General features: G+C 44.9%; 12 protein-coding genes. 6 read left to right on the top strand and 6 right to left on the bottom strand.

Translation table 11 applies throughout. The features are described 5' to 3' along the window. Positions 1–220: 220 nt before the first annotated feature. Both O9295_RS13930 and O9295_RS13925 read right to left on the bottom strand, forming a co-directional pair. Positions 221–718, bottom strand: coding sequence for a thiol-disulfide oxidoreductase DCC family protein (locus O9295_RS13930; protein WP_147074020.1), 498 nt, complete (start codon positions 716–718; stop codon positions 221–223). 175 nt (positions 719–893) lie between these two features. Further along, entirely contained in the window at positions 894–1613 is a 720-nt protein-coding gene (locus O9295_RS13925) for a TerC family protein (RefSeq protein WP_079206768.1), read from the bottom strand. Between the two features lie 189 nt (positions 1614–1802). Between O9295_RS13925 and psaM the strand changes: the two genes are divergently transcribed. The 3 genes from psaM (at position 1803) to O9295_RS13910 (ending at position 4100) form a co-directional block, all read left to right on the top strand. Continuing rightward, positions 1803–1895, top strand: coding sequence for a photosystem I reaction center subunit XII (psaM, locus tag O9295_RS13920; RefSeq protein ID WP_012264462.1), 93 nt, complete (start codon positions 1803–1805; stop codon positions 1893–1895). Between the two features lie 162 nt (positions 1896–2057). After that, positions 2058–2408 carry a slr1601 family putative cell division protein gene (locus tag O9295_RS13915; RefSeq protein WP_288033392.1) on the top strand — a complete coding sequence of 117 codons (351 nt, stop codon included), beginning with the start codon at positions 2058–2060 and terminating at the stop codon, positions 2406–2408. 564 nt (positions 2409–2972) lie between these two features. Continuing rightward, complete coding sequence (locus O9295_RS13910) at positions 2973–4100, top strand: THUMP domain-containing class I SAM-dependent RNA methyltransferase (protein ID WP_288033391.1); 1128 nt, start codon at positions 2973–2975, stop codon at positions 4098–4100. A gap of 190 nt (positions 4101–4290) precedes the next feature. Here the strand turns inward: O9295_RS13910 and mdh are convergent, their stop codons facing one another. The 4 genes from mdh to murD form a co-directional block, all read right to left on the bottom strand. After that, positions 4291–5268: a malate dehydrogenase gene (gene mdh, locus O9295_RS13905; protein WP_288033389.1), complete on the bottom strand. Its 978-nt coding sequence runs from the start codon at positions 5266–5268 to the stop codon at positions 4291–4293. A 26-nt stretch (positions 5269–5294) separates the two neighbouring features. Further along, on the bottom strand, positions 5295–5510 hold the full coding sequence (locus O9295_RS13900; protein WP_002758722.1) for an NAD(P)H-quinone oxidoreductase subunit O: 216 nt from the start codon (positions 5508–5510) through the stop codon (positions 5295–5297). Between the two features lie 208 nt (positions 5511–5718). Further along, positions 5719–8370 (bottom strand): glycoside hydrolase family 10-like protein, encoded by a 2652-nt coding sequence (locus O9295_RS13895; RefSeq protein ID WP_288033386.1) that lies wholly within the window; start codon positions 8368–8370, stop codon positions 5719–5721. Positions 8371–8549: 179 nt separating this feature from the next. After that, positions 8550–9899, bottom strand: a complete 1350-nt coding sequence (gene murD, locus O9295_RS13890) for a UDP-N-acetylmuramoyl-L-alanine--D-glutamate ligase (RefSeq protein WP_288033385.1) — start codon at positions 9897–9899, stop codon at positions 8550–8552. Positions 9900–10287: 388 nt separating this feature from the next. Between murD and O9295_RS13885 the strand changes: the two genes are divergently transcribed. The 3 genes from O9295_RS13885 to O9295_RS13875 all read left to right on the top strand — a co-directional run bounded on the left by O9295_RS13885 (position 10288) and on the right by O9295_RS13875 (position 13198). Continuing rightward, positions 10288–11400 carry a DUF3747 domain-containing protein gene (locus tag O9295_RS13885; protein ID WP_288033384.1) on the top strand — a complete coding sequence of 371 codons (1113 nt, stop codon included), beginning with the start codon at positions 10288–10290 and terminating at the stop codon, positions 11398–11400. A gap of 349 nt (positions 11401–11749) precedes the next feature. Next, positions 11750–12875 (top strand): peptide chain release factor 2 gene (gene prfB / locus O9295_RS13880; protein ID WP_155726567.1). Its coding sequence is split into 2 segments (ribosomal slippage): positions 11750–11821 and positions 11823–12875, totalling 1125 coding nucleotides; the frame shifts between segments, so codons are not numbered across the junction. 71 nt (positions 12876–12946) lie between these two features. Further along, complete coding sequence (locus O9295_RS13875) at positions 12947–13198, top strand: DUF8653 family protein (RefSeq protein ID WP_002739055.1); 252 nt, start codon at positions 12947–12949, stop codon at positions 13196–13198. Positions 13199–13373 lie beyond the last annotated feature (175 nt).

Raw genomic sequence — 13373 nt, 5'->3', positions numbered from 1 at the left:
AATAAGTACGGGCGAAGCATTCGGATAGAAAATCTACCTTTTCACCGATAGGTTATTGTCCGAATGCTTCGCCCCTACAGGACGCGGGCCGATGAAGACGCAAGGTTTTGAACGACGATTCTCTCAAAATCTTGCACCTGTTTCGCAAGAAAAGCCCCAAAACCTTTACTTTGCCTACATTTCAGATTTATTCAGCAAACCCTAAATACTCCCTATTTTTTTAGGAGATTTTAACTGACTGAGAACAACGATTTGATGAGTTGCATTCCAGACGTTTTTGACGTTCTGCTAAGATTGTTTTTAAATTCGGTCTTCCGGTTAAGGTTAATCGCCAAGAAGCCCAAATTTCATAGATAATATCCACTAGAAACCCAATAACCGGCCATTTGGTAGCGGCATAAATCCAACCAATGCCCAAAATATCATAGACTTGGCGAAACACTTCCACATTTTGGAGGATAGTACCATCAGCTAGTACGGCGTGGATTCGTCCCATGGCTGCCGCGAAAGAAATACCGCCATTTTCCTCTGGATTATAGTTTTCGGCGGCAATATCGACAAAAGCAACTAATCCTCTCCCAGCATCCCGTTTTTGCAGAAAATTGACCTCGCGCAAGCAGAGGGGACATTCTCCATCGTAGAGGAGTTTAATTTTCCAAGAGGGCGATCGAGTAGAATTTTCTAAGGTATCAGCAGATGGAGTCGGTAAAGATGACATGATCTTCTAGGGATTTTCTTTTCGGTGGTCGGTAATTAGTCAGGGGTTGAGAAGTGGGGAAGTGGGGTAATGGGGGAGTGGGGGAGTGGGAAGTGGGGGAGTGGGAAGTGGGGAGAATAAATAAAAGCAATCTCCTGAATACTGGCTCGGAGAATACTGACTCCTGATGATTATTTTATGGCAATTTATCAGATTGGATGGTATCACTCTCTATTGGTTCTCGATCGTTGCGTTTTGAGAAACCCCAAGCAAAGAGGATAGCAATTAAACTAATCATAATCCATTCCGGCGGCACAAAATCGGGACTAATCACCCGCAACAGCAATCTTAAACCCACCAAACCGACGGTGACAAAACCGGCATCTTCTAGGTGGGTGTATTCCTCTAACCAGCGAATAAATAAACCCGCCATAAAGCGCAGGGTAACTACTCCGATCGTACCACCAAGCAGGATCAACCAAGTATCATCGGCCACGGCGATGGAAGTGGTGACACTATCGAGGGAAAAAGCTAAATCAGTAACGGCAATTAGGGGGATAGCTTGCCAGAGAGAGTGAAACTGGAGACTATGATGGCTGTGATCCTTGTCTTCAGGGGAGGCAAAGTAATTAAAGACTAACCAGAGCAAATATACTGCTCCCAAAAGTTCAAACTGCCAGTATTTAACCACCCAGGTGGCGGTAAGAATCAAGATCATACGGAGAATATAGGCGAAAACTAAGCCAATATTCAAGGCCTGACGTTGACGCTGATGATCTCCTAATCCCTGTGCTATGGAAGCGAGAGCAATGGCGTTATCTGCTGATAATACCGCTTCTAGGGCAATGAGAACCAACAGAATTAACGGGGTTTTTAGACTAAGGGTTAGAGATGAATCAAGGAGCGAGTCTAACATTGAGGCCGCAGGTAAAAATAAATGTAATCATGGCAATACCTCAGCTTAACGCTTTTACAACTTTCTTTTCTAGGGGAGATAACCGTCATCGGGGGGGGGAGATATGAAGTCTTGTAACGAAATGATGCAGAGAACCCCGATGATGTCGGAAAGTATTGGATGAATATCTTTATGAGGAGATAATCAGCAATGCTTTCTGATACTCAAGTTTTGGTCGCTCTGGTAATTGCTTTAATCCCCGGGATTTTGGCTTTTCGTCTAGCGACGGAACTTTATAAGTAAAGTCGCTTTCAATAAACCCTGATCCCGTCTGACCTAGCTATAGGATAGACCGATTGGGGTTTTTTCAGTGATCAGTCATCAGTTACCAGTTATCAGTGATTGGGTGTAACTTGAAGGTAATTAGCCACTTTTCTGACCGATTTTACTTATACTCATAAATCTATGACCGCAGGAACACGAAACCAAACCGACAAAAAAACACGAAAAAAGCCAAAAAGCGGCAATAAATCCCAAACCTGGCAAGTTATCGAGATTTGGATGCGAATTATTGCCTATAGCGCCATTTCCGTCACGGCAGTTTTTGCGATCGCTCGTTTGCTACCCTACCAACAGATCCAACAGGCAAAACTGGAAGAAGTGCGTTTGGCAGCCCAAGAAAAGGAGGAACGCGTCAATCAATTGCGCGGTCAATTTACTCGCAGCTTCGATCCTAGTCAAGCGCGGCAAGTCATGGGGGAACAAAGTCCCCGACGGGATCCTAATCAAAGACGCATTTTTTGGGTTTCTCAGTAGATTAGCTGCCCGTGCATCTCAATCACTTGTTAAGACTTCAGGGGAGAGGAGAGAGCCACAGAGTCGGTCTGAGCATTTGTCAGGATAAAACTAATGACCACAGCGACACAATTATTAAGCATTTCTGCCTTGACAAAAGAGGATTATTATGCTCGTGATTGGGTAAAATTTTCCGATGCACTAAATCCTGTGGCATTAATCGATTTTAACTGACTTGAGGGAATCAGATAGGAATTTACAAGGAGATGAAAATTAAAATCTTTCTGTGAAAACTGATAACTCACATCTGATAACTCACATCTGATAACTGATAACTGATAACTCACATCTGATAACTGATAACTCACATCTGATAACTGATAACTGATAACTCACATCTGAAAACTGATAACTCACATCTGAAAACTGATAACTGATAACTGATAACTGATAACTGATAACTGATAACTGATAACTGATAACTGATAACTGATAACTCACATCTGATAACTGATAACTGATAACTGATAACTGATAACTGAAAACTGATAACTGAAAACTGATAACTGATAACTGATAACTGAAATGACTCGATCCTATTTTGCTACTACCGCGAGGGGACTAGAAGAAATTGCCGCTAGGGAATTAGAATTCCTAGGGGCCAAAGAAGTGAAACCAGTATTCACGGGAGTCCATTTTCAGGGAGATCTGGCCCTACTCTATCGAGTCAATCTTTGGTCAAGAATTATTTTTCGGGTTTTGGTTCCCATTGCCGAAATTCCCTGTGGGGATGGGGAGGAACTTTATGATGGCATTCAAGCCATTGATTGGCGCGATTATCTCAGCAGTGAGGAAACTTTAGCGGTACAATGTACGGGAACGAACGATCGCCTCAATCACACCCATTACACCGCTTTAAGCATCAAAAACGCTATTATCGACCAACAGCGTCAACAGGGGAATCCCCGTTCTTTTGTGGATACAGAAAATCCCGACCTGCAAATTAACGCTCATATCGAGAAAAATCGCTGTGTGCTTAGTTTAGATAGTTCTGGTCACAGTTTACATCGTCGCGGGTATCATCGGGCCATGGGAGTCGCACCTCTGAAAGAAAGTCTCGCCGCTGCTTTGGTAGAATTATCGGCATGGCAGGATGATATGGCGCTTTTAGACCCTTTTTGTGGTTCGGGAACCATTGTCATCGAAGCGACGTTAAAAGCTTTAAATATTGCCCCCGGTTTATCTCGTTCCCAGTTCGGATTTCAGAAGTGGCCAGACTATCAACCGGATTTATGGCAATCTTTGGTTAAGGAAGCTAAAGAAAAACAAAAATCTCGGCTAAATGCGCCAATTTATGCTAGTGATGCCGATTATGAGGTTTTGCGTCAGGCCGAGGATAATGCCTATTTTTGTCAAGTGCAGGAGCATATTAATTTTAGCTTGCAAAGCATCACCGACTTAGAACCGACGAGCGATCGAGGGATTATTCTCTGTAATCCCCCTTACGGCAAAAGATTGGGCAATACCGAAGAATTAGGGGCCTTATACAAATCCTTCGGTGATGTCTTAAAACAGAGGTTTAAGGGTTGGACAGCCTATATTTTATCGGGAAACAAAGAACTGACTAAACAAATCGGCCTGCGTTCTTCCCGTCGCACTCCCTTGTATAACGGTTCTCTGCCCTGTACCCTCTTAAAATATGAGTTGTATTAAGCTAAGACGCATTTAAGCCGCTTATTCTTAGATTAGCCGAATCTCCCCCACCCCCCCTTGCCCCTAGGGTCGATTCAAGGTAGGGTTGATTCAAGGTAGGGTTGATTCATGAATCAACCCTACTAGGGGGTGGGGGGGTCTTGCCTCTTGCCTCATCTCAACCAGTAATTTAAATTTGCGGGCAGTTTGACTACATCAAAACCTTGAGACTGTCAAGGGCTAAATGAACATTTTGACGAACTGAGGCGGCAGAAGTGTGTAAATCCAGACGTTCAGCATCGGTCAAACGCACTTCCAGAATACTTTCCACACCCCGACATCCTAAGCGACAGGGAACCCCCAGATAGACATCCTGTAAACCGTATTCACCCTTAAGATAGGCTGCCGCCGGCAGTAAACGGGATTGATTTCTCAATATCGTCTCGACCATGGTACAGGCAGAGGAAGCAGGGGCGTAATAAGCGCCGCCAGTTTGCAGTAATTTGACGATTTCAGCCCCACCGTTGCGAGTTCTCTCCACTAGACGATTAATTGTTATCTCGTCCATTAATTCGGTAATCGGCACACCACTGACGGTACAGTAACGGGGTAGGGGCAACATTAAATCACCGTGACCACCCAAGACCATGGCATGAACGTCGGCGGTACTAACCCCCAATTCCATGGCGATAAAGGTTTGTAAACGGGAAGAATCGAGGACTCCGGCCATTCCCATCACTCTTTGGGGGGGTAAACCGGTTGCTTGCCAGACTAGATAGGTCATCACATCCAGGGGATTGGTGATGACGATAAAAATGGCCTCTGGAGAATACTGGAGGCATTTAGTGGCGGCCTCGACGACAATTTTGGCATTGACATTCATGAGATCATCGCGACTCATGCCCGGTTTTCTGGCTAATCCAGCCGTAATCACGACAATATCCGAACCTACCGTGTCTTCGTAGTTATTAGTGCCGATAATCTCGCTGTCGTGCAGTTCTATGCCCTGAGCTTCCATCAAATCTAGGGCAATACCCTGGGGTAAACCATTGACGATATCGAGGAGAACTACATCGGCGAGGTTTTTTTCGGCGATGCGTTGGGCCAGGGTGCGTCCGACGTTACCAGCACCAATAACCGAGACTCGGGGCGATTGACAGGGGATGAGTGTATCGTAGAAGTCAGCCATGGTTTATGGATGAGGCAATATCCTCATCAGACGGGTTCCAGTTGTTCGAGCTTTAGCCACACACTGGGGGTAGGAACATAGAATTTAATCAAAGCGTAATCATCTTTTACATCCAAGACTTCTGCTGTCGAGTTGAACATATAACTGGGTAAACGGCGATCGCTGGCTAGGGCTTCGAGGCTATTTTCTAGGTTTCCCGTCACCACGCGGACTAAAGCTCCTTTCTTAATTGTAGCTGCCATGTTTTTCTCGTTAAATTTGCTTGGGGTTTCTCCCATAAATTGTTACATATTCGGGCGGGCCTCTGACAAGAGGGTGTGGGGTGTGGGGTGTGGGGTGTGGGGTGTGGGAATGATGAATTATGAAGTGGGGAGGTGGGGAAGTGGGGAAATTGAACTAAAACCCTAAAACCCTAAAACCCCAAAACCTGCCTCCTACCTTTTGCCTTAATTAAAACTCAACCATTTGACCATAACTTAAGAGACTTTGTAGGGTGGCGAGGCGATTTTCCCAGACCTGTATTTGATAGGCAGATAAATCTTTTTGTCTGGACATCACAGATTTAAATTTATAGCTAAATCGCTTTAAAGCATTTTGAGTTAAAGTCAAATTGCGAGGGCTGGGATTATTAGCCAATTGTTCTAATAGATTAGCCATTTCGTCCACTTCTTGCCCCCAAGCTTTTAAGGTTCCCTCCTCCATTGCCCATAAATTATTTATTATTAAAAAACTCCACTCTTGACGCAGGGAATTAAACCTCGCCGCCGCCGTTTTGAAGGGTTGACGGTGGGGTAAAGGTTCGGTTTTTTTCGTAATTATCGATCCCTGAATGCGATTAAGAATTGTTTGCAAGTTGGGATTGAGATTTTCTGTGGCAAAAAGAGCGAATCCCGAAGTGGGAAGATTGCGAATAAATTGTAGTTGATCGATCGTGACTTGATCGGGTACTTTTAACAGACGGATACCGGGTATAATCAGAGCATTTCCTGCAATTTGGCGATCAAATAAAGACTTGGTTTTATCTTCTAAAGTCCCTGTATCGAGAGCATAAGTCATTAAAAATATCAGGTCTATCCATTGATTTTGTCCCCATTCTTCCCAGTTTTGTTGAATACGATATAATCGTTCTTTTTGTTCTAGGGGAAACACCGCCGCCGACATTTTTAAGTGGGGGCGAATCTGTTTTAAGCGAGTAGAAACCTGCGAGACAAAAGTATCAACCTGACGGATTTTAAAGCTAGTCCATTGTTCCCATAAAGCACCCCGGGGATTTAACGTAATTGGATCAACTCCCGTCATTTGTTTAAATAACCAGCGGCCGGATTTACCATAACCATAGGTTTGATTAGAATCTTGACTCTGGAAGGGATAGCGAATATAATCTAACTGCAAGCCATCCACATCATAATTCTTGACAATTTCCTCGTAAAGAGATAAAAGATAGTTCTGTACCTCGGGATTAGCAGGATCAAAAAAGGCCTTTTTCATGCCTTGACTGTAATCAAAAGAACCACCACTTTTATTAGTTGCCCCCCAATCGGGATTACGGGATAAAACCGGACCTAGATAATCTAATGGTTGCTCTAATACTTTATTATGAGCTTGATTAGCCGCCGCAAAAACCCACACCCAGGCGTGGATTTCCATATTGCGTTCATGGGCTAATTTAACGGCAACTTTTAGGGGATCCCAACCTCTGGTTAAAGGGTTTTGTTCGGGGGCAACTTGACTGGGATAAATAGTATAACTAGCATTAACTGTCTCGAAAAAGACCACATTAATACCCGCTGCCGCCATGCGATCAAATACTTTAGCTAAATCGTCCTCATTTTTAGCTTCTACGATCGTGCCTCTATCTAACCACATTGCCCGTATTTCTGGCTGGGCAAATTGTCGATTAGTGGGATAATTATCCCAAAGACTTCGCCGCGCTTGTAACCAAAATTCTCGCGCTTGCGTATAGGAACCCTGAGCAATTAAATTCTGAAAATTATTTAAGGCTCCTTGGGCATTTTCTAGGGCTAAACGGAATCGTCTGGCTGTATCTGAGGTGGGGGAATTTTTCCCGCGATTATGAAATGCTTGTGCTAAGGATTTATCAGTATTGGATATATTACTGTTGCTGGCTTCTAAAGCTAAGAGAGTCACCCCATAACGCCCGATTAATCCCTGCAATTCCGCCGTCATCTGGCTAATTTGTTGAGGAGTTAGGCTGGCTCTGGGGGGAATTGCCTCGGTACTCGGACTTAATCTCGCCGTTTCACTGGGGGGATTTTCTGAAATCTGCGGTAGAGGGCGACGGGGTGCGATCGCAACGCGCTCGCTACGCGAGATCGCTAATGGTGTATTGTTAATATTATTAACTATTGTTGAGCTTCCTTGACAATAGGGCGCAATTGTGCTATTGGAAGAACTGCGATTAATGCCGTAGCGTTGCAGGGCGGTTTCTAGCCAAGCACTATCGAGGGCGAGATTAGCGACGGCATCGCTGCCCCAGCGCCAACCGAGAAAGATTGAGTTATTATTGAGGACAACGGCGGGGGGATTGTTCCGCGCCCCCCAGACGGCAACGGTTTGGCTATTAACTCCCGTGGGGATAACCACACCACCGAGGAGACTGCTGGCTAAAGGTTTTTGGTTTTTCAGTTCACCCAAATTAGTCGGCCGCAGGGTGTAAGCTTGGGAGTGAGGATAGGCCCAGTAAGCCCCAAATAGCGATCGCAATTGATCGCGCACAGCAGGTTCCGAAAGATTCCCCGCCGGACCGGTGACAATAATTTTACCACCGCGATTAAGCCAACGACTCAAGACATCAGCTTGTAAACCGGAAATAGTCTCGACGTTGGGGATGATTAGAACCTTAATTTTATTTAAATCCGCGTCGCTTTGCCACTGATTACTCTGGAGAATGCAGTAATTAACCCCGACATTTTGCAAACGTTCGGTTATAGCTGTCCATTGATTGGCATTTTCTTGACTTTTTAACACTGCCACCGGTGTCGCTAAAACTGGGATCGGCAGCAAGACACCCACACAGGACAAAAGACAGGCAATTAGGGGCTTGTTAAAAAGATGATCAAGATGGAAGGACGATCCCAGCACGTTTTTTCTCTTAATTTTTTTGGTTAACTCCTCCTGATTTTACCCAACTTAGCCAAAAAAGAGGATCTTTGGCAACAAAAATTGCGTTTTAGTCGTCGGCAACAGGGTTTTAGGGTGTTAGGGTGTTGGGGTTTTAGTTGAAATTCCCCACTTCCCCACTTCCCCACTTCCCCATCTCCCTATAACTGTAAAGACAATTGCCGAAAGTGAGTGCCGCGATGTTCAAAACTTGGGTATTGGTCAAAACTGGCGCAAGCGGGCGATAATAACACCACTTTAGCCTCTTTTGCCGGTCCTAGTTCAGCCGCGCGTTGAACTGCCCTGTCCATCGTTTCTACACATTCATAATCTTGATAACCTGCTGACTGTAAACGACGGGCAAAATCGGCGGCAGCGTCACCAATCAGCAGCACGGTGGCGACTTTTGCCTTAATTTCAGCGATCCAAGCCCGATCATCCCCTGCTTTCGCTTCTCCCCCCGCGATTAAAATCGCCGGACTAGGGACGGATTGTAAGCCCACTGCGGCGGCATCGTAGTTAGTTGCTTTACTATCATTAATAAAGTCTAGGCCTTTATAGGTACAAATATACTCTAGACGATGGGCAACCCCAGGGAAAGTGGCGATCGCTTCGGTAATGGCTTTTTTCTCGATTCCTGCCAATCTAGCGGCGGCCACAGCCATAAGCAAATTCTGCTGATTGTGACTACCCACCATTTTCAGGAGATTAACCGGGGCAATTAACTCCCCAAAAGCCACGATCCAGTTATCTTGGAGATAAACACCACGACTAGGATCGCCCAAAAGCGCAGCTTTGCCCTGCACAGAAGTCCAATAAGCTTGTTGCCATTGACTAACACCGATTTGACGCAGATAGGGATCATCACCGTTGAGGATTTGGCGATCGCTTCTTTGCAGTAAAGAGGCTTTAATCTGATAATAATTTTCGAGGGTTTGATGACGACTGAGGTGATCGGGGGTAAAAGTTGTCCAGATGCCGATTTTCGGCGATAAATCCCGACTGGACTCGATCTGATAACTACTAATCTCCGCAATAATCCAATCGTATTTATCGGCTTTTAAAGGCAATTCACAGGCAGCATAGCCGATATTACCGCAGGAAGGGGCATTTAACCCCGCTTTTTGAAAAATAGCGGCACAGAGGGCGGTGGTGGTGGTTTTGCCGTTAGTTCCCGTAATACCCAACCAAGGGGAAGATTGCAGATAACGCCAAGCTAATTCTAATTCTCCGATCGTATCGATGCCTTTTTCTCTGGCAGTAATTAAAATCGGGGCATCCCAAGGCACCCCGGGGCTAACCACGATAAGATTAGGCAAGTCCGAAGCCTCTAGACTGAGATTTTGACCAAGATTGACAATAATTCCTTCCCTTTCCAGATTGGTTTTGGTTGCTTGTAAACTGGGAGAATCAGAGCGATCGCTTAATGTCACCTGCCAACCATCCTGTTTTAAGCATCTTGCCGCTGCTATTCCCGATCTTCCCAATCCAATAATCGCCGCTTTCGCCATCTTGTTGCCACTCTACTCAAGAGTCAATTTTTAGCAATCTCTATCCTACTGTGGATTAGGTCGAGTAATAACTAGGGTTTGCGGCAAAAAGTTTTTCGGTGGGGGCAGGGTGTAGGGTGTGGGGTGTAGGGTGTAGGGTGTAGGGTTTTAGCGATTTTGAGGGGGTCAATTACCTAATTTTCAGGGAAAAAGTCCAGGGATTTTCCACCCGATCACTACCAGATCTGGTACTTTTTGGAAACCAAAAAGTCTAAAAGTTTTACCCAACAAGGTTTTTAGATTTATTGAGCAAACCCTAGCTATCTTCCAAGAAAACAAAATTCTCTGGCTTACGTCTAGATCGATAAAATAAATGCAAGTACAATCTCCATAACAACGCTCCCTATTTATGAATCTAAAATCATCCTTAAAATTTACCCTATTGTTTTCACTTCTGGGGGGTTGTCTCCTGACTACACCGAGTCAAGCAACTCTCTTTGAACAAAGAGAAGTTAATCAAGAAGATTTTATCGCTATTGCCCGACCCTACGGTAACGGTAAATACGATTTACTGATTTTGCAACAAATCCCAGGAAAACGCCAATGTTGGGCGGTAAATGGCACAGAACCGACCATTGTTCAGCCTCTGCTGCTCGATTTCGATTTTACCGGCAGTTGTGAACGGGCCACCGACAGTAACGGTTATTCCCTTCGCATTCAGGGCAAAGATTACGGTTTAGAATACCTGCTGCGTATCGTACAACGCAACGGGGAATTAGTCCTTGTGGGAACCCCCCGCAATCCCAGGCAATCGGAGGTAATTATTGGACGGACAAAAGGTTTAGGGACCGGTTTAATGCAAATTTATCTCATCGATGGCTGGCGCTTTACTAAACGCAGTCTAGCCGGTCAAAATCTCAGTCATATCTATCTAACTGCCGATAGTCCCAATTTCAATCCTCCCCCGGAATTACTCGCGGGTAATAGTTATTCCCTCCCCAGAGAATCCGTCAAAGCAGAAACACCTGTTAATCCTGCTGCTAATCCTGAAGTGCGAGAATATACCTTTACCGCTGCAGAAACAGCAGTAGAGAGCAATCCTCAGCCAGTGGTCAATAATCCAGTACCAGAGCCAAATTTAACGCCACCGTCCCCAGTTACCCCTAATTTACCCCCCCTGACTCCTCCCAATTCTCAGAATAATAATGCAATTGTACCACCTCCGCCACCGCGCAACCTAGGCAATCCCAGAAGTTTATCAGACGTAATCACTTTTAATCGGGCTGCCGCTAATCCCAGTAGTGGTAATATGAGCAATAGTAGTCGCCAAGGTTTTAAAGTAGTAATCGAAGCTAAAACCGAGAGCGATCGCACTAGGGTTCGTTCTCTCTATCCCGACGCTTTCCCCACTTCCCACCAAGGTCGTCGCGTCTGGCAAATAGGCGCGTTTAGTAGTCGCGATAAGGCTGAAAACGCTTTACAAACTCTTGCCCCCCTGAGCGGATCGATCGTACCATTTTAGGGAACGCTGGAACTGCGGAACGGGGAACAGAGAGTGGATAGGGGAAATGGGAAAATGGGGAAGTGGGGAAATGGGGAAATGGGGAAATGGGGAAATGGGGAAATGGGGGAATTCAACTAAAACCCTAAAACCCTAAAACCCCAAAACCCTAAAACCCCAACTCTCAACTCCTGACTTGAAAGGGGGTGTAGGGTGTGGGGTGTGGGGTGTAGGGAAGGAAACCTCTTTCCTCTGTGGGGGTGAAAATTTTTTCATCGGGACTGACTCCCCAGACTCCTGACGTCTAGAGTAACTGATAACTGATAACTGATAACTGATAACTGATAACTGATAACTGATAACTGAAAACATGGAAATATCGGAACTAAAAAAAGGTATCGAGATAGTAGGATTGCGCCTGGGTAAAACCCAGGACTATCTTTGACTTACCCACTTTAAGGGCGAAAATTAAAGACTTAGAACAGGTGGCGGCCGTCCCTACTTTTTGGGATAATCTCGATACGGCTCAAAAAACCCTGCAAGAACTAAATGAATGTAAATCTTCTTTAGAAACCTATCAGGGTTGGTGTGGACAATTAGAAGATACCAAGGCAATTATCGAGTTATTAGAATTAGAATCCGATCGAACTTTACTAGAAGAAGCGACGGACAATTTAACTCATTTACAGCATGACCTCGATCGCTGGGAATTGCAACAGCTTTTAAATGGTCCCTACGACGCAAAAGGAGCGGTTTTAACGATTAATGCGGGGGCCGGGGGAACCGATGCCCAAGATTGGACAGAAATGCTCCTGAGAATGTATTCTCGCTGGGCCGAGAAACAGGGTTATAAAGTCACTTTAGCGGAAATATCAGAAGGAGATGAAGCGGGAATTAAATCGGTGACAATTGAGATTGCCGGAACTTATGCTTACGGTTATCTGAAAGGAGAAAAAGGCACCCATCGGTTAGTAAGAATTTCCCCTTTTAATGCTAATGGTAAACGTCAAACCAGTTTCGCCGGGGTGGAAGTGATGCCAATTTTGGGCGATGATGCGGTGAGGGTAGAAATTCCCGATAAAGATTTAGAAATTACCACCACTAGATCTGGGGGAAAAGGTGGACAAAATGTTAATAAAGTGGAAACTGCCGTGCGTGTAGTTCATCTTCCCACAGGTATCGCTGTGCGTTGTACCCAAGAGCGATCGCAATTACAAAATAAAGAAAAAGCCCTAGCTTTATTAAAAGCGAAATTGTTAATTATCGCCCGGGAACAACAGGCTCAAGCGATCGCCGAAATTCGCGGCGATATGGTGGAGGCCGCTTGGGGCAATCAAATCCGTAACTATGTTTTTCATCCCTATCAATTGGTTAAGGATCTCCGCAGTAATGTGGAAACCACCGATGTTACCCGGGTAATGAATGGGGATTTAGATAGCTTTATTGAAGCCTATTTACGTTTGGGGGGGAACAGTGCAGGTTATACTGATTCCTAAGATGAGAGCAGCTCTATTTTCTCGCAAATTCTGTTCTTATGCTATTTGTCCTCTACTAAGAAGAAAAATCAATGGTTATTATCGAGATTACCAATGTGGAAGAAATATTAAGCGCAAAAATTGGCTCTTTTGCCGCTAAAATCGTCCAAGCTCTAGCAGATGATGAAGGGAAAGTGGAAGAGGTTCTCATCAAAGAATTACAGGCTAATTTTCAGGAAAGGGGCATTAAAGCTAATCTGTTTAGTGTCACTGGGTTAGATATGCTCGGCAATGGCAGGCTAGAAGTTAACGTTAATGTTCGTTCTGCTAATATGATGTCCTAAGAGAAGATAAAATCGCCAATGGTTGGGTTAAATATACTTAGGGTTTGCTGAAAAAGTTTTTCCTAGGGGCAGGGTGTAGGGTGTGGGGTGTGGGGTGTGGGGTTTTACCGATTTTGAGGGGGTCAATTACCTAATTTTCAGGGAAAAAGTCCCTGAATTTACCCCTGATCACTCC

The sequence above is a fragment of the Microcystis sp. LE18-22.4A genome (assembly GCF_027531105.1).
GTDB classification, from domain to species: Bacteria; Cyanobacteriota; Cyanobacteriia; order Cyanobacteriales; family Microcystaceae; genus Microcystis; species Microcystis aeruginosa.
Note: the sequence above shows the minus strand (reverse complement) of the source record. Positions and strands in the feature narration are given on the sequence as shown.